17 protein-coding genes and 1 rRNA gene are annotated in these 16,310 nt (G+C 53.1%); 10 read left to right on the top strand and 8 right to left on the bottom strand.

The features are described 5' to 3' along the window. Window positions 1–7: 7 nt before the first annotated feature. From accA to tilS, 5 genes are all read left to right on the top strand, one after another. Entirely contained in the window at window positions 8–967 is a 960-nt protein-coding gene (gene accA, locus ACLJZ5_RS15425) for an acetyl-CoA carboxylase carboxyl transferase subunit alpha (RefSeq protein ID WP_000055753.1), read from the top strand. Window positions 968–1,146: 179 nt separating this feature from the next. Further along, window positions 1,147–2,910 carry a chitinase gene (locus tag ACLJZ5_RS15420; RefSeq protein ID WP_000524168.1) on the top strand — a complete coding sequence of 588 codons (1,764 nt, stop codon included), beginning with the start codon at window positions 1,147–1,149 and terminating at the stop codon, window positions 2,908–2,910. 75 nt (window positions 2,911–2,985) lie between these two features. Further along, complete coding sequence (ldcC, locus tag ACLJZ5_RS15415; protein ID WP_001021042.1) at window positions 2,986–5,127, top strand: lysine decarboxylase LdcC; 2,142 nt, start codon at window positions 2,986–2,988, stop codon at window positions 5,125–5,127. Between the two features lie 55 nt (window positions 5,128–5,182). Next, the gene (locus tag ACLJZ5_RS15410) at window positions 5,183–5,572 is read left to right on the top strand and encodes a VOC family protein (RefSeq protein WP_000901088.1); all 390 of its coding nucleotides are present in this window, start codon (window positions 5,183–5,185) and stop codon (window positions 5,570–5,572) included. Window positions 5,573–5,634: 62 nt separating this feature from the next. Beyond that, window positions 5,635–6,927, top strand: a complete 1,293-nt coding sequence (gene tilS / locus ACLJZ5_RS15405) for a tRNA lysidine(34) synthetase TilS (protein WP_000210049.1) — start codon at window positions 5,635–5,637, stop codon at window positions 6,925–6,927. Between the two features lie 83 nt (window positions 6,928–7,010). Here the strand turns inward: tilS and rof are convergent, their stop codons facing one another. Both rof and ACLJZ5_RS15395 read right to left on the bottom strand, forming a co-directional pair. After that, on the bottom strand, window positions 7,011–7,271 hold the full coding sequence (gene rof, locus ACLJZ5_RS15400; RefSeq protein WP_000062330.1) for a Rho-binding antiterminator: 261 nt from the start codon (window positions 7,269–7,271) through the stop codon (window positions 7,011–7,013). After that, window positions 7,258–7,458, bottom strand: coding sequence for a YaeP family protein (locus ACLJZ5_RS15395; protein WP_001518678.1), 201 nt, complete (start codon window positions 7,456–7,458; stop codon window positions 7,258–7,260). Before ACLJZ5_RS15395 ends, rof begins: the two co-directional genes overlap by 14 nt. Before the next feature lie 197 nt (window positions 7,459–7,655). Here ACLJZ5_RS15395 and ACLJZ5_RS15390 point away from each other — a divergent pair, with 197 nt between their 5' ends. Genes ACLJZ5_RS15390 through nlpE form a run of 3 tightly spaced genes read left to right on the top strand, consistent with a single transcriptional unit; the run spans window position 7,656 to window position 9,353 of the window. Then, the gene (locus ACLJZ5_RS15390) at window positions 7,656–8,201 is read left to right on the top strand and encodes a YaeQ family protein (RefSeq protein ID WP_001185316.1); all 546 of its coding nucleotides are present in this window, start codon (window positions 7,656–7,658) and stop codon (window positions 8,199–8,201) included. Further along, window positions 8,198–8,620, top strand: coding sequence for an alternative ribosome rescue aminoacyl-tRNA hydrolase ArfB (arfB, locus tag ACLJZ5_RS15385; RefSeq protein ID WP_000560527.1), 423 nt, complete (start codon window positions 8,198–8,200; stop codon window positions 8,618–8,620). Before ACLJZ5_RS15390 ends, arfB begins: the two co-directional genes overlap by 4 nt. 31 nt (window positions 8,621–8,651) lie before the next feature. Next, window positions 8,652–9,353, top strand: coding sequence for an envelope stress response activation lipoprotein NlpE (gene nlpE, locus ACLJZ5_RS15380; protein WP_024798249.1), 702 nt, complete (start codon window positions 8,652–8,654; stop codon window positions 9,351–9,353). Window positions 9,354–9,426: 73 nt separating this feature from the next. On the opposite strand, the gene proS is transcribed toward nlpE, so the two are convergent. The 6 genes from proS to metN all read right to left on the bottom strand — a co-directional run bounded on the left by proS (window position 9,427) and on the right by metN (window position 15,014). After that, the gene (proS, locus tag ACLJZ5_RS15375; protein ID WP_001260687.1) at window positions 9,427–11,145 is read right to left on the bottom strand and encodes a proline--tRNA ligase; all 1,719 of its coding nucleotides are present in this window, start codon (window positions 11,143–11,145) and stop codon (window positions 9,427–9,429) included. Window positions 11,146–11,255: 110 nt separating this feature from the next. Beyond that, complete coding sequence (gene tsaA / locus ACLJZ5_RS15370) at window positions 11,256–11,963, bottom strand: tRNA (N6-threonylcarbamoyladenosine(37)-N6)-methyltransferase TrmO (RefSeq protein WP_000093986.1); 708 nt, start codon at window positions 11,961–11,963, stop codon at window positions 11,256–11,258. Continuing rightward, on the bottom strand, window positions 11,960–12,364 hold the full coding sequence (rcsF, locus tag ACLJZ5_RS15365; protein WP_001202315.1) for an Rcs stress response system protein RcsF: 405 nt from the start codon (window positions 12,362–12,364) through the stop codon (window positions 11,960–11,962). Before rcsF ends, tsaA begins: the two co-directional genes overlap by 4 nt. A gap of 118 nt (window positions 12,365–12,482) precedes the next feature. Further along, complete coding sequence (metQ, locus tag ACLJZ5_RS15360; protein WP_000874215.1) at window positions 12,483–13,298, bottom strand: methionine ABC transporter substrate-binding lipoprotein MetQ; 816 nt, start codon at window positions 13,296–13,298, stop codon at window positions 12,483–12,485. A gap of 38 nt (window positions 13,299–13,336) precedes the next feature. Further along, complete coding sequence (locus tag ACLJZ5_RS15355; protein WP_001287486.1) at window positions 13,337–13,990, bottom strand: methionine ABC transporter permease MetI; 654 nt, start codon at window positions 13,988–13,990, stop codon at window positions 13,337–13,339. Next, the gene (gene metN, locus ACLJZ5_RS15350; protein ID WP_024798250.1) at window positions 13,983–15,014 is read right to left on the bottom strand and encodes a methionine ABC transporter ATP-binding protein MetN; all 1,032 of its coding nucleotides are present in this window, start codon (window positions 15,012–15,014) and stop codon (window positions 13,983–13,985) included. Before metN ends, ACLJZ5_RS15355 begins: the two co-directional genes overlap by 8 nt. A 189-nt stretch (window positions 15,015–15,203) precedes the next feature. Here metN and gmhB point away from each other — a divergent pair, with 189 nt between their 5' ends. Together gmhB and ACLJZ5_RS15340 are read left to right on the top strand one after the other, a co-directional pair. Continuing rightward, the gene (gene gmhB / locus ACLJZ5_RS15345) at window positions 15,204–15,770 is read left to right on the top strand and encodes a D-glycero-beta-D-manno-heptose 1,7-bisphosphate 7-phosphatase (protein ID WP_001140158.1); all 567 of its coding nucleotides are present in this window, start codon (window positions 15,204–15,206) and stop codon (window positions 15,768–15,770) included. A 370-nt stretch (window positions 15,771–16,140) separates the two neighbouring features. After that, a 16S ribosomal RNA gene (locus ACLJZ5_RS15340) occupies window positions 16,141–16,310 on the top strand; the annotation flags it as partial.

Here is a 16,310-nt window from a genome sequence, read left to right as displayed (position 1 = left end):
GAATACTATGAGTCTGAATTTCCTTGATTTTGAACAGCCGATAGCAGAGCTGGAAGCGAAAATCGATTCTCTGACTGCGGTAAGCCGCCAGGATGAGAAACTGGATATTAATATCGATGAAGAAGTCCATCGCCTGCGCGAAAAAAGCGTAGAACTGACGCGCAAAATCTTCGCCGATCTCGGCGCATGGCAGGTAGCCCAACTGGCGCGCCATCCGCAGCGTCCGTACACCCTGGATTATGTCCGTCTGGCGTTTGATGAGTTTGATGAGCTGGCGGGCGATCGCGCCTATGCTGATGACAAAGCCATCGTCGGCGGTATCGCGCGTCTGGAAGGGCGACCGGTGATGATCATTGGTCATCAGAAGGGTCGTGAAACCAAAGAAAAAATTCGTCGTAACTTTGGCATGCCAGCGCCGGAAGGCTACCGCAAAGCGCTGCGCCTGATGGAAATGGCTGAACGCTTCAACATGCCGATTATCACCTTCATCGACACCCCGGGCGCTTACCCTGGCGTGGGCGCGGAAGAGCGTGGTCAGTCTGAAGCTATCGCCCGCAACCTGCGTGAGATGTCTCGTCTGAACGTACCGGTCATCTGCACCGTGATTGGCGAAGGCGGCTCCGGCGGCGCATTGGCGATTGGCGTGGGTGATAAAGTGAATATGCTGCAATACAGCACCTATTCCGTTATCTCCCCGGAAGGTTGCGCCTCTATTTTGTGGAAGAGCGCCGACAAAGCGCCATTGGCTGCTGAAGCGATGGGCATCATCGCGCCGCGTCTGAAAGAGCTGAAGCTAATCGATTCCATCATTCCGGAGCCGCTGGGCGGCGCGCACCGTAATCCGGAAGCGATGGCGGCGTCGCTAAAAGCGCAGCTGCTGGAAGATTTAGCCGATCTCGATGTGTTAAGCACCGATGATTTAAAAAACCGTCGTTACCAGCGTTTGATGAGCTACGGTTACGCCTAATCATTTACCTCATTTTTCCCAGGAGGCCGGATAATCCGGCCTCTTTTTTTTGGACGAGGAAAAATGAGACGCCGATGAGTTGATGTGATTAAACGCAACGGCATGTTCTCCCTGACACTGTATCAACTGCCAGGCGTGTGGCCAGGGCAGGCAGTGAACTACCCTTCAAGGAGAAAATTATGGGATTGCAAAAAACACTGGCGCTCAGCGCCGTGGCGGCAGGAATCATGTTGAGCTTATCCGGTGCGCAGGCCGCGCCGCTGCTTAGCAGTAGTGAACCAATGACCATTAACGCCAGCGATCTGGCGGCGAAAGAGAAAGCGCTGACGGATTTTCCGTTAATGGAGGCAGTGAAATCCTCTATCCAGACGTTGGATAACAGCGCGGTCGAACAAATCGAACCGGGGCGCGCCGCTAACCCGGCAAACGTAAAACGCGTTGAAAGTATTCTGAAAGAGGCCGACTGGGATTATCTGTTCCCGATGCGCGCGCCGGAATATACTTACTCTAACTTCCTGAAAGCGATAGGTAAATTCCCGGCGGTTTGTGGTACCTACACCGATGGACGCGATAGCGACGCTATCTGCCGTAAAACCCTGGCTACTATGTTTGCGCATTTTGCCCAAGAGACGGGCGGTCACGAAAGCTGGCGTGACATTCCGGAATGGCGTCAGGCGCTGGTCTATCTGCGCGAAGTCGGCTGGACAGAAGGGCAGAAAGGCGGCTACAACGGCGAATGTAACCCGGATGTATGGCAGGGCCAGACCTGGCCGTGCGGTAAAGATAAGGACGGCGATTTCCTCAGCTATTTTGGTCGCGGGGCAAAACAGCTTTCTTATAACTACAACTATGGGCCTTTCTCTGACGCGATGTATGGTGACGTTCGCCCTCTGCTGGATAAACCCGAGCTGGTGGCGGATACCTGGATGAACCTGGCGAGCGCCGTCTTCTTCTTTGTGTATCCGCAGCCGCCGAAGCCGTCTATGCTACATGTGATTGACGGTACCTGGCAGCCAAACGATCGCGATAAAGCAAACGGCCTGGTATCAGGTTTCGGCGTCACCATTCAGATCATCAATGGCGGCGTGGAGTGCGGCGGCGCAGATGAGAATGCGCAGTCGCTTAACCGTATCGCCTACTACAAAGAGTTTGCCAACTACCTGAAAGTGCCGGTGCCGGCGGACGAAGTGTTGGGCTGTAAAAAGATGAAGCAGTTCGATGAAGGCGGCGCTGGCGCGTTACCGATCTATTGGGAACAAGACTGGGGCTGGAGCGCCGATACTGCGGACGGTAAAACCTATTCCTGCCAGTTAGTGGGATATCAGACGCCGTATACCGCCTTTAAAGAGGGCGACTACACGAAATGTGTACAGCATTATTTCAACGTTAATGTCGTCGATGATAACGGAACCACTGAACCGGATGTCACGCCAACTCCGGCGCCAGTGACGGATGAAAACGTGGCGCCAGTCGCGCGCATTGCCGGGCCGGTCGGGGCGGTGGAAGCCGGTAGCCCGGTTTCACTCAGCGCGGAAGGATCGACCGACGCGAATGGCGACAAGCTCACCTATACCTGGATGTCGCAGGATGGCAAAACGCTGAGCGGCCAGGATAAAGCCGTTGTGATTTTCAACGCGCCGGATGTCACTCAGAACACCCAGTATGTGGTGAATCTGACCGTTAGCGACGGTACGCTCTCCAGTACAGCGGTTTATACGCTGAATGTGAAAGCGAAGGCCGCCGCTGCGGATGACGAAGATAAGACCACCAGCTATCCTGCCTGGAGCAGCAGCCAGAAATGGAATCCGGGCGACATCGTCAACAGTAATGGCGCATTGTACCAGTGCAAACCGTTCCCGGAAGGCTCATGGTGTAATGTTGCGCCTGCCTACTATGAGCCCGGCGTAGGGATTGCCTGGGCCGATGCATGGAACGCATTGTAATAAGATAAATCCTGTCGGTGCTTTGCATCGGCAGGATTGTTACTATGCTTATCTCAGGTTTTTTCAGGAGAAAGCATGAACATCATCGCCATTATGGGGCCGCACGGGGTTTATTATAAAGATGAACCCATCAAGGAGCTTGAGCGTGCATTACAATCCCTGGGATTTCAAATTATCTGGCCGCAAAATAGCGTTGACTTGTTGAAGTTTATTGAACATAACCCGCGCATCTGCGGCGTTATTTTTGACTGGGATGAATACAGTCTCGACCTTTGTAGCGAAATCAACCAGCTAAATGAATACCTTCCTCTCTACGCCTTTATCAATACCAACTCCACGCTGGACGTTAGCGTTCACGATATGCGCATGGCGCTGTGGTTTTTTGAGTATGCATTGGGGCTGGCTGAAGATATCGCGACGCGCATTCATCAATATACAAACGAATATCTCGATAATATTACGCCGCCATTTACCAAAGCGCTGTTTACCTACGCCAAAGAAGGAAAATATACCTTTTGTACGCCGGGTCATATGGCGGGAACGGCGTATCAGAAAAGCCCGCCAGGCTGTCTGTTTTATGACTTTTTTGGCGGCAATACCTTAAAAGCTGATGTGTCGATTTCGGTGACTGAACTGGGATCGCTGCTGGATCACACCGGGCCGCATCTGGAAGCGGAAGAGTATATCGCCCGTACTTTTGGCGCCGAGCAGAGTTATATGGTGACGAACGGTACGTCGACCTCGAATAAAATTGTCGGTATGTATGCCGCGCCTGCGGGAAGTACGCTACTTATTGATCGTAATTGCCATAAATCGCTGGCGCATTTGCTGATGATGAGCGATGTGGTGCCTCTCTGGTTGAAGCCGACGCGCAATGCGCTCGGTATTCTTGGCGGTATTCCTAAGCGTGAATTTACCCGCGACAGCATTGCGCGTAAGGTGGCGGAAACCGCGCAGGCGCAATGGCCAGTTCATGCGGTTATCACCAATTCGACTTACGATGGTCTGCTGTATAACACTAACTGGATCAAGCAGATGCTGGACGTTCCCTCGATCCATTTTGATTCCGCCTGGGTACCCTATACCCATTTCCATCCGATCTACCAGGGGAAAAGCGGGATGAGCGGCGATCGGGTGCCCGGAAAAGTGATTTTCGAAACGCAATCCACCCATAAAATGCTGGCGGCTTTTTCGCAGGCGTCGCTTATTCATATCAAAGGGGAATATGACGAAGAGACGTTTAACGAAGCGTTTATGATGCACACTTCCACATCGCCGAGCTATCCCATTGTCGCCTCTATCGAGACCGCAGCGGCGATGCTGCGCGGCAATCCAGGGAAAAGATTGATTAATCGTTCGGTGGAGCGGGCGCTCCATTTTCGTAAAGAGGTACAGCGGCTACGTGAAGAGTCCGATAGCTGGTTCTTTGATATCTGGCAGCCGGAAGAGGTTGATGAGGCCGAATGCTGGCCGGTCACGCCGGGAGAAACCTGGCATGGCTTCGCCGATGCCGATGACGATCATATGTTCCTCGATCCGGTTAAGGTGACAATCCTGACGCCGGGGATGGATGAACAGGGCAACATGAGCGAAGAGGGGATACCCGCCGCGCTGGTGGCGAAGTTCCTCGATGAGCGAGGCGTGGTGGTGGAAAAAACCGGGCCGTATAATCTGCTGTTTTTGTTTAGCATAGGGATTGATAAGACCCGTGCGATGGGGCTGCTGCGCGGACTGACGGAATTTAAACGGGCCTACGATCTTAACCTGCGCGTCAAAAATATGTTGCCGGATCTGTATGCGGAAGATCCGGATTTTTATCGCAATATGCGCATTCAGGATCTGGCGCAGGGGATCCATAAACTGATCCGCCAGCACGATCTTCCGGGGCTGATGCTGCGGGCGTTCGAGGTTTTACCGGAGATGATTATGACCCCGCACCAGGCCTGGCAGCGTCAGATCAAAGGCGAGGTGGAAACCGTGGCGCTCGATCAACTGCCAGGGCGCGTTTCCGCGAATATGATCCTGCCTTATCCGCCAGGCGTTCCGCTGTTGATGCCCGGCGAGAGGATCACGCAACAGAGTCGGGCCGTGCTCGATTTTCTGCTGATGCTCTGCTCGATTGGCCAGCATTATCCCGGTTTTGAAACGGATATTCACGGTGCGAAACGGAATGAAGACGGGGTGTACCAGGTACGAGTCTTAAAACACGCCTGTTAGCTTGCCTGACGGGAATGTGACGAGTAACGTACTGATAATCAATAAAGGAGACGCTATGCTGGGATTAAAACAGGTTCATCACATCGCGATCATTGCGACAGACTATGCGGTGAGCAAGGCGTTTTATTGCGATATTCTGGGGTTCGATCTGCTAAGCGAAGTCTGGCGGGAAGAGCGTGACTCGTGGAAGGGCGATTTGGCACTAAACGGGCAGTATGTGATTGAGCTTTTCTCTTTTCCCTTCCCTCCGGCGCGTCCAAGCCGACCTGAAGCCTGCGGCCTGCGCCATCTGGCTTTCAGCGTGGAAAATGTGGAAAACGCCGTTGCGCATCTGGAAAAGCATCAGGTTAAGTGCGAACCGATACGCATCGATCCGTATACCGGGAAGCGCTTTACTTTTTTCAACGATCCGGACGGTTTACCGCTTGAGCTGTATGAGCAGTAAGGCTTGTCATTAAGACGCTCGCCAGGTAACGTTGCCGGGCTAAGTCACTATAAGCATGGATCATGACCACTCTCACGTTGAATACCTCGTTACTCTCTTCTCGCCGTATTCTGGCTGCCTTTAGCGGTGGCCTGGATTCTACGGTGCTTCTGCATCAACTGGTGTTGTGGCGAGAACGCCATCCTGACGTCACGCTGCGTGCTATCCATATTCATCACGGTTTAAGCCCTCATGCTGATAGCTGGGTGCGGCATTGCGAAACCGTATGCGAACGCTGGCAGGTTCCGCTGGTAGTGGAGCGGGTGACGCTGGCGGATAATGGCCTGGGTATCGAGGCCCATGCGCGTGAAGCGCGCTACCGGGCGTTCGCACAGACGCTATTGCCTGGCGAAGTGCTGGCAACCGCGCAGCACCTTGACGATCAGTGTGAAACGTTCCTGCTGGCGTTAAAGCGCGGCAGCGGTCCGGCCGGACTTTCCGCGATGGGAGAATGCTCGCCTTTTGCCGGAACTCTACTTCTTCGCCCGCTGTTGAGAGAAACGCGGAAGACGCTGGAACAGTGGGCTGTGCGTCATGGCTTATGCTGGATTGAAGATGAAAGCAATCAGGATGACGCCTACGATCGCAATTTTTTACGCCTGCGCGCGCTTCCGCTCTTGCAGCAGCGCTGGCCGCATTTTCCTGCGGCGGTAGCCCGTAGCGCGACGCTCTGCGCCGAGCAAGAAAGGCTGCTGGACGAGCTTCTGGCCAGCGATCTTACGGACTGTATCACGGCGGAGGGAACATTGCGGCTCTCTCCATTAATGTCGATGAGCGATGTACGGCGGGCGGCGATTTTGCGTCGCTGGCTGGCGATGCGTAATGCGCCGATGCCCTCTCGCGACGCGCTGGAACGTATCTGGCAGGAGGTGGCGCTGGCGCGCGACGATGCCTCTCCCTGTTTACGTTTTGGCGATCGCGAGATTCGCCGTTATCAGTCGCAACTGTGGTGGATTAAATCCGTGGCCGGACAACACGAAACGACGGTCGCCTGGCCCGTCTGGCAAACACCGCTGGCGCTGCCTGCCGGCTTAGGGACGGTACAGCTCGTTCCTGGCGGCGAACTGCGCCGACCGCGAGAGGAAGAATCCGTCAGCATTCGTTTTAAAGCGCCAGGCGTGTTACATATTGTCGGGCGTAACGGTGGACGTAAATTAAAGAAAATCTGGCAGGAGCAGGGGATCCCGCCCTGGCGACGAGACACCACGCCGCTGTTGTTTTACGGCGAAACGCTGATTGCGGCTGCGGGTGTTTTTGTGACGCGTGAGGGAGCAGCAGAAGATAAAGAAGGGGTGAGTCTGGTTTGGCATGCCTGATGGCGCTGCGCTTATCAGGCCTACGTATCGCATGGAACGTAGGCCGGATAAGGTGCTTGCACCACCATCCGGCAACAAAATACTCAGGATTCGCTAACTACCACGGTACCAATTTCCGGGTGGCTGAAACTGGCGATTTTATCGAGACGAAGCTCACAAGACTCGCCGGAAACCTCGGCAAGCAGATATTCTACATTTTTACGTAAGATCAAATCGTTCGCTTTTGCCTGCAAAACCTCGCCATCTTTTAACGTTAGCGTCAGTATTAAATGATGCATGCAGGCAAGCTCAAGACTATCGTAGTCATCGCAATTAATGGGTTGATACGTTTCATTCATTGACATAATCGCTCACCAGTAAGTTCGCGGCAGCATAAGCTGCCTTTTCCCTGACCGACTCTGAAAGGGCGCTATCTGCCGCCACTTCATTAAGCACTTTCAATACACAACCCAGCGCATCCGGGACATACCCTAAGTCTCCGCTGGCGATTTCCGCATACCGCTTGCGTACTAACTCACAATATTTTTCCACATGCCCTCCTGTCAGCATTCTGACTTAACCGTGGATGCAAGTCTAAGCCTACGAAGTTAAATCTTGTTTAGCAAGGTGACTATACCATACTCATTTGCGCAATATCAGCGCCTGACGCGAGTGGGTAAAAGATTCGTTAACAGCCTTTTAGCGCGGTTTTCGCTACAATGGGCGCCTGATTCGAAAGGAGTTTTCTCATGGCGCTTAAAGCGACAATTTATAAAGCCGTCGTCAATGTGGCTGACCTTGATCGCAACCGGTTTCTGGATGCGGCATTGACGCTGGCGCGTCACCCTTCTGAAACGCAGGAGCGCATGATGCTGCGCCTGTTGGCATGGATAAAATATGCTGATGAACGGTTGCAGTTTACACGCGGGCTCAGCGCGGAAGATGAACCGGAGGCCTGGCTGCGCAACGATCATCTGGGCATCGATCTCTGGATAGAGCTGGGGCTGCCGGATGAGCGCCGTATTAAGAAAGCCTGTACTCAGGCGAGCGACGTCGCGCTCTTTGCTTATAACTCCCGGGCGGCGCAAATCTGGTGGCAGCAGCATCACAGCAAGTGCGCGCAGTTCGCTAACCTGTCCGTCTGGTATCTGGATGACGGGCAACTGGCTCAGCTCAGTGAATTTGCCGATCGTACCATGACGCTACAGGCGACGATTCAGGACGGCGCAATCTGGCTTTCTGATGCTCGGAATAATCTGGAAATACAGCTAACCGCCTGGCAACAGCCCTCATGATTGCCATCTCCCGGACGGTCTCCATAGCCGACAATGAGCTGGAAATTACGGCCATTCGCGCGCAGGGCGCGGGTGGTCAGCATGTAAATAAGACCTCTAGCGCGATTCATTTGCGCTTTGACATTCGGGCCTCTGGCCTGCCAGAGTATTATAAACAGCGTTTGCTGACGGCCAGCCACCATCTGATAAGCGATGATGGCGTCATTATCATTAAGGCGCAGGAGTTCCGGAGCCAGGAGCTCAACCGGGAAGCGGCTATCGCCAGGCTGGTTGCCGTCATAAAAGAATTAACCGCGGAGCAGAAAAGCCGTCGCGCAACCCGTCCGACGCGTGCCTCGAAAGAGCGCCGCTTGTCCTCAAAGGCGCAAAAATCTTCTGTAAAGGCGCTTCGCGGCAAAGTTCGTCGTCCACTGGATTGACGGGCAGGAATAGCAATTTCATAAGGATTTTATGGTGAGAACAGCAATATTGTCAGTAGCGGCAGCCTGTACGCTATTTGCATTGATAGGGTGTAATAACCGTGCGGAAGTTGACGCCCTGCAACCTGCGCAGGCGGCGGAATTAAAACCCATGCAGCAAAGCTGGCGCGGCGTGCTGCCCTGTGCGGATTGTGAAGGTATTGAAACGTCACTGTTTCTGGAAAAAGACGGCACATGGGTGATGAACGAGCGCTATCAGGGCGTGCGCGAAGAACCTTCCTCTTTTGCGTCATACGGTACCTGGGCGCGGACGGCGGATAAACTGGTGTTAACCGACAGCAATGGCGAGAAATCGTATTATCGCGCGAAAGGCAATGCGCTGGAGATGCTCGACAGAGAAGGCAATCCGGTGGCTTCGCAGCTTAATTATACGCTTGTGCCTGTTACCGCCAGCCTGCCGGTAACGCCAATGCCGCTGCGTGGTATGTATATATACAGGGCCGATGCGGCGACCTTTACCGATTGTGCGACCGGAAAACGGCTGCCGGTCGCCAGTAACGCCCAGCTTGAGCGCGGCTATCTGACGGCGAAAGGTGAAGCGGAAAAACCGGTGCTGCTGACGGTAGAAGGGCATTTTGTGTTTGCCGCGAACCCGGACACGGGCGAGCCGGTAAAAATGCTAATAGCCGATAAAAATGCGAAGTTTGCGCCGGGTAAAGATTGCACTCACTAATAAAAGGCCTCGCAAGGTGCGAGGCCTTTACATATTTGCCGGGTGGCGCCGGGCAACCCCAACAAAATGTCGTTTAGCCTTTAATCGCCTTGACCAGATAATCAACGATATCGCCGGTTTTAATCAGCGATTTTTCACCGCTGCGACGGTATTTATACTCAATATCGTCGTTATCCAGGTTGCGATCGCCAATCACGATAGTATGTGGAATACCAATCAGCTCCATATCGGCAAACATCACGCCCGGGCGCTCTTTACGGTCGTCCATCAGCACTTCAATGCCCTGCGCGCGCAATTCGCTGTACAGCTTTTCCGCCAGCTCCTGCACACGGAAGGATTTGTGCATATTCATCGGCAGAATAGCGACCTGGAAAGGCGCAATGGCGTCAGGCCATACAATGCCGCGCTCGTCAAAGTTCTGCTCGATAGCCGCGGCAACGACACGTGTTACGCCGATACCGTAGCAGCCCATTGTCAGGATCTGGTTACGGCCATCTTCACCCTGAACGGAGGCTTTCAGCGCTTCTGAGTACTTGGTACCTAACTGGAAGATGTGACCCACTTCGATACCGCGTTTGATAAGCAACGTTCCCTGACCATCCGGACTCGGATCGCCGGCGACTACGTTACGGATGTCGGCAACAACAGGCGTCGCCACATCGCGATCCCAGTTAATACCAAAGTAGTGTTTACCGTCGATGTTGGCGCCAGCGGCAAAATCGCTCATGGCGGCAACGGTACGATCGATGATGACCGGAATCGGCATATTGACCGGGCCGAGGGAGCCAGGGCCGGCATTAATCACGGCGCGAATCTCTTCTTCGGTAGCGAAGGTCAGCGGGCTGGCAACCTGCGGCAGTTTTTCCGCTTTAACTTCATTCAGTTCATGATCGCCGCGAACCAGCAGAGCCACCAGCGGAGACTTGCTGTCTTTCACCGCTTTCACCAGCAGCGTTTTTACCGTTTTTTCAATTGGCAGGTTGAATTGTTCCACCAGCTCCGCGATGGTTTTGGCATTTGGCGTATCGACCAGAGTCATTTCCTGCGTCGCCGCTGCGCGCGGCGTTTGCGGCGCGATAGCTTCTGCCAGTTCAATGTTAGCCGCGTAATCAGAAACATCAGAGAAAACGATATCGTCTTCGCCGCTTTGCGCCAGTACCTGGAATTCATGCGAGGCGTTGCCGCCGATAGAACCGGTATCGGCCTGTACCGCGCGGAAATCCAGCCCCATACGGCTGAAGATACGGCTATACGCGGCGTACATGGCGTCATAGGTTTCCTGCAACGACTCCTGAGAGGTGTGGAAAGAGTAAGCATCTTTCATCAGGAATTCGCGCGAACGCATCACGCCAAAGCGCGGACGCACTTCATCACGGAATTTGGTCTGGATTTGGAAGAAGTTCAGCGGCAACTGCTTATAAGAGCTGAGTTCATTACGCACCAGATCGGTGATAACTTCTTCGTGGGTCGGGCCGAGTACGAACGGACGCTCGCCACGGTCGACAAAACGCAGCAGTTCCGGACCGTACTGTTCCCAACGACCACTCTCTTGCCACAGGTCGGCTGGCTGAACGACTGGCATCGACACCTCGATAGCACCGGCGTTGTTCATCTCTTCACGCACGATGTTTTCGACTTTTTTCAGGACGCGCAGGCCGGTCGGCAGCCAGGTATATAACCCGGAGGCGAGCTTGCGGATCATCCCGGCGCGCAGCATCAGCTGGTGGCTGATAACCTCGGCGTCGGCAGGTGTCTCCTTCAGAGTGGAGAGCAGGTATTGGCTAGTACGCATGTTGTTACGGTTCCAGTTGAACGATCGAACAGGCTCAATGTGAGCCTGATACAAAAAAAGTGATTTAGTTTACCAGCGTGCAAGAGATGTCAAAAGAGAAGGGCGTGAAATTACCGTGGTTCCAGCGCAAACACTTCAAATCCCGAGTTAACCACACGCCAGCGCACGTTAAAATCATGCAGCCAGACGGCATAGGTTTTGCCCGTCTCTTCACCCTTACGATAAGCCGGGCGAGGATCTTGCGCCAGCACATCGCAAATAAATGTCCGTAGCTGCGGATAACGCCTTTCCAGCGTCGTAAGCTGTTGAGCCACCTCAGCGGTAAAACTCACGGGCATTTCAGCTATCGGCGCCTGTTGCGCATAGCTGGCGGCGGCGTCCGGTAAGGCCTCGGCAAACGGTAAATACGGTTTGATATCCACCACCGGCGTGCCATCCACCAGATCCAGACTGCCTAATTTCAGAATTACGCTCTCTTTCCGGCACTCGATACCTTTTAGCGCAACGAGCGACATGCCAATCGGATTGGGGCGGAACGTGGAGCGCGTGGCAAAAACGCCCATTCTGGCGTTACCGCCAAGACGGGGCGGACGAACTGTCGGCCGCCAGCCGCCGTCCATCGTCTGATGAAAAACGAAAAGCACCCACAAATGGCTGAACGCTTCCAGGCCGCGAACGGCATCGGCCTGGTTGTAAGGCGCTATCAGATGCAGTTCGCCGCAGGCGCTTTTGACCAGACCAGGCTGGCGCGGAACGGCGAATTTTTCTTTATAGGGGGAGCGAATAACGCCGATTTGTTCAAACTGAAAGCTGCTCATTTCGCCGAAATATTCAGGGCGGACCCGATACAAACCGCCTGACGGTAGCAGCCTGGCGTGCCGCTGGTAATTTCACAGCTGTGCAGCAGGACGGCGTTGGCTTTCATTTTAGATGCATTAATCTGCATACGCTTGCGCGCAGTTGGAATGTTAGGCGGAGAGTCTTGATTTGTTGCCTGGCAGGATTCGCCGCTAACCTCGCCAAGATCGCGGAAAGGTTTGCCGACTAAGTCTTCAGCATTGGTGTAAATCCTGACGGGAGCGGCACGCGGCGCTTTAGGTTTCTCCGGCTCCGCTTTTGGCGGGGTTGCGGTGCTTTGAACGGGTTCAACAGGGGATCTGCTTAGCATGGAACAACCGCCCAGCATGAGTGCCAATAAACAGATCGGTAAAGCACGCATAATATTTCCTCAATGAATGTTCTAATTGCCAGATATTGAATCAGGAGCTTGCATAAATGACAAGACGGGCAATAGCCCGTCCTGAATAATATTACAGATTGTGGAATCAGCCTAAAACTTACCAGCCTTTCACCGCGCCGCCATTAAAAACTTTATTTGCGGCTTCGTATACTTCATCAGACTGGTAAGCCTGAACGAATTTTTTCACATTCTCGGCGTCTTTGTTATCTTCACGCGTCACGATCAGGTTAACGTACGGAGAATCTTTATCTTCAACGAAGATACCGTCTTTCGCTGGCGTCAGGCCAATCTGGCTGGCGTAAGTCGTATTAATGACCGCTAACGCGATCTGCGCGTCATCCAGCGAACGCGGCAACTGCGGCGCTTCCAGCTCAACAATTTTCAGATTTTTCGGGTTTTCCACGATATCCAGCGAGGTAGGAAGCAGACCGACGCCGTCTTTCAGTTTAATCAGCCCTACTTTTTGCAGCAGCAGCAGGGAACGACCAAGGTTGGTCGGGTCGTTAGGCACGGCGACCTGGGAACCGTCCTTGAGCTCATCCAGAGATTTGATTTTTTTGGAATATCCTGCAATGGGATAGACAAAAGTCTTACCAACAGAAACCAGTTTGTAGCCGCGATCTTTGATTTGCTGATCCAGATACGGTTTGTGCTGGAAGGCATTGGCATCGATATCGCCTTTGCTCAGCGCTTCATTAGGCAGAACATAATCATTAAAGGTCACCAATTCCACGTCCAGGCCGTATTTTTCTTTCGCGACTTTCTGCGCGACTTCGGCAACTTGCTGCTCTGCGCCAACGATTACGCCGACTTTAATATGATTTGGATCTTTTTCATCCTGACCGCAACCCGCAAGTGCCAGAGAACCAATCAGAGCACCCACTGCCGCAAAGGTTTTGAATTTGAACGCCATGCTTATTTCCTTAATGAGTATTTGTGTTGTGTTTAACGTTACTTATGCGTGACAGCCCTGACGATGCGATCGCCGGATAACTGAATTAAATAAACCAGAACGACAAGTAATACCAGCACCGTATTCATCACGGTAGCATTGTATCCAATATAACCGTACTGATAGCCGATTTGACCGAGGCCGCCTGCGCCGACGGCGCCGCCCATTGCGGAGTAACCGACCAGGGTGATCAGTGTAATGGTTGCCGCATTTACCAGACCAGGCAGCGCTTCCGGTAAAAGGATTTTACGTACAATTTGCAGCGGCGTGGCGCCCATCGCTCGCGAGGCTTCAATCAGCCCGGCAGGGATCTCTAACAACGCATTTTCCACCATACGGGCGATAAAAGGCGCGGCGCCGACGGTCAGCGGTACAATTGCAGCCTGCAAACCAATGGAGGTGCCGACAATTATTCGGGTAAAAGGAATCATCCACACCAGCAGGATGATAAAGGGAATCGAGCGGAAAATATTGACCACCGCAGAGAGGGAGCGATACAGCCTGGCGTTCTCCATAATCTGCCCCGGGCGCGTAACATACAGCAATACGCCAACCGGCAGGCCAATCACGAAACCGAAGAAACCGGAGACAAAGGTCATCGCCAGCGTTTCCCAGACGCCACGAACCAGTAACCACATCATTGCCTCAGACATAACCCAGTACCTCTACTTTCACATGGTGATCCTGCAGCCAGGCAATTGCGGCTTGCGTCTCTTCTTGTGTGCCGTGCATTTCCGTTAGCATAATGCCGAACTTCACACCGCCCGCGTAATCCATCTGCGCGCTGATAATATTATTGTTCACGTTGAAACGACGCGCGGTTTCAGAAAGCAGCGGGGCATCCACAGACTGCCCGGTGAACTCCATGCGCAGCATCGGCACGCTGTCAGTTTCCGGCGACGCTTTCAAACGCGCCTGGTAATCTTCCGGAATGTCCAGATGCAGAGTGGACTGAATAAACTTCTGCGCCAGCGGCGTTTTAGGATGCGAGAAGACTTCGCTGACCGTATCCTGCTCAATAAGCTCGCCATTACTGATGACGGCAACGCAGTCGCAGATACGTTTTACGACATCCATTTCATGAGTGATAAGCAGAATCGTCAACCCCAGACGACGGTTGATATCTTTCAGCAATTCCAGAATCGAACGGGTCGTCGCGGGATCAAGCGCGCTGGTGGCTTCATCGCACAGCAACACTTTTGGATTACTGGCTAACGCGCGGGCAATCGCGACACGCTGTTTCTGACCGCCGGAAAGATTTGCCGGATAGCTGTCGTGCTTGTCGCCAAGACCGACTAAATCCAGCAGCTCTGTGACACGGCGTTTGATCTCTTCCTTTGGTGTGTTATCCAGTTCCAGCGGCAGCGCGACGTTGCCAAACACGGTACGGGAAGAAAGCAGGTTAAAATGTTGGAAAATCATGCCGATTTGACGGCGAGCTTTGGTCAACTCAGACTCTGAAAGCGTTGTCAGCTCCTGACCGCCGACCTGAACGCTACCTTCGGTTGGGCGTTCAAGTAAGTTAACGCAGCGGATAAGCGTACTTTTACCGGCGCCGGATGCGCCGATGACGCCGTAAATTTGTCCGGCAGGGACATGCAGGCTGACATTGTTCAGCGCCTGAATGGTGCGAGTCCCCTGATGGAACACTTTGGTAATATTCGAAAGTTTAATCATTGGTTATTTATTATCGTAATTAAGTTAGCCGTGGCATTTTCGTCTGTCTAATACGGTCAACGCCGTCAACAGAATGGATGTTAAGGCATCCAGACGTCTAAATCAATCAGGCTTTATACGATGAGCACTTTCTTGCCTGCTGAAACATGCGATACTAGCGGCACTTGCTTTACTCAGGAGCTATAAAAGGTGGCAAAGTCTGTACCCGCAATTTTTCTCGACCGTGACGGCACCATTAATGTGGATCACGGCTACGTACATGAAATCGATGCATTTGAGTTTATAGACGGTGTTATTGACGCGATGCGCGAGCTAAAAAAAATGGGCTATGCGCTTGTGGTGGTGACGAACCAGTCCGGAATCGCGCGCGGCAAATTCACTGAGGCGCAGTTTGAAACCTTAACCGAATGGATGGACTGGTCGTTGGCGGATCGCGATGTCGATTTGGACGGCATCTATTATTGTCCTCACCATCCGCAGGGCAGTATAGAAGAGTTCCGCCAGGTATGTGATTGCCGCAAGCCGCATCCAGGAATGCTTATCTCGGCGCGTGATTTCCTGCATATCGATATGGCGGCTTCTTATATGGTGGGAGACAAGCTGGAAGATATGCAGGCGGCAGCGGCGGCAAATGTCGGGACAAAAGTGCTGGTGCGTACGGGCAAACCGGTCACGGCAGAAGCAGAAAACGCGGCGGACTGGGTGTTAAACAGCCTTGCCGACCTGCCATCGGCGATAAAAAAGCAGCAAAAATAAGCGTTATGGATAAAAGATGAGCGGTTAAAACAAAAATGCATTTTTCCGCTTGTCTTCCTGAACCGACTCCCTATAATGCGCCTCCATCGACACGGCGGATGTGAATCACTTCACACAAACAGCCAGTCGATTGAAGAGAAAAATCCTGAAATTCAGGGTTGACTCTGAAAGAGGAAAGCGTAATATACGCCACCTCGCGACGGTGAGCTGAAAGCCGCGTCGCGCCTGCTCTTTAACAATTTATCAGACAATCTGTGTGGGCACTCGAAGATACGGATTCTTAACGTCCTCGGACGAAAAATGAATACCAAGTCTCAAGAGTGAACACGTAATTCATTACGAAGTTTAATTCATTGAGCATCAAACTTTTAAATTGAAGAGTTTGATCATGGCTCAGATTGAACGCTGGCGGCAGGCCTAACACATGCAAGTCGAACGGTAACAGGAAGCAGCTTGCTGCTTCGCTGACGAGTGGCGGACGGGTGAGTAATGTCTGGGAAACTGCCTGATGGAGGGGGATAACTACTGGAAACGGTGGCT

Source organism: Salmonella sp. 5800, from assembly GCF_046558195.1.
Lineage (GTDB): Bacteria > Pseudomonadota > Gammaproteobacteria > Enterobacterales > Enterobacteriaceae > Salmonella > Salmonella enterica.
Note: the sequence above shows the minus strand (reverse complement) of the source record. Positions and strands in the feature narration are given on the sequence as shown.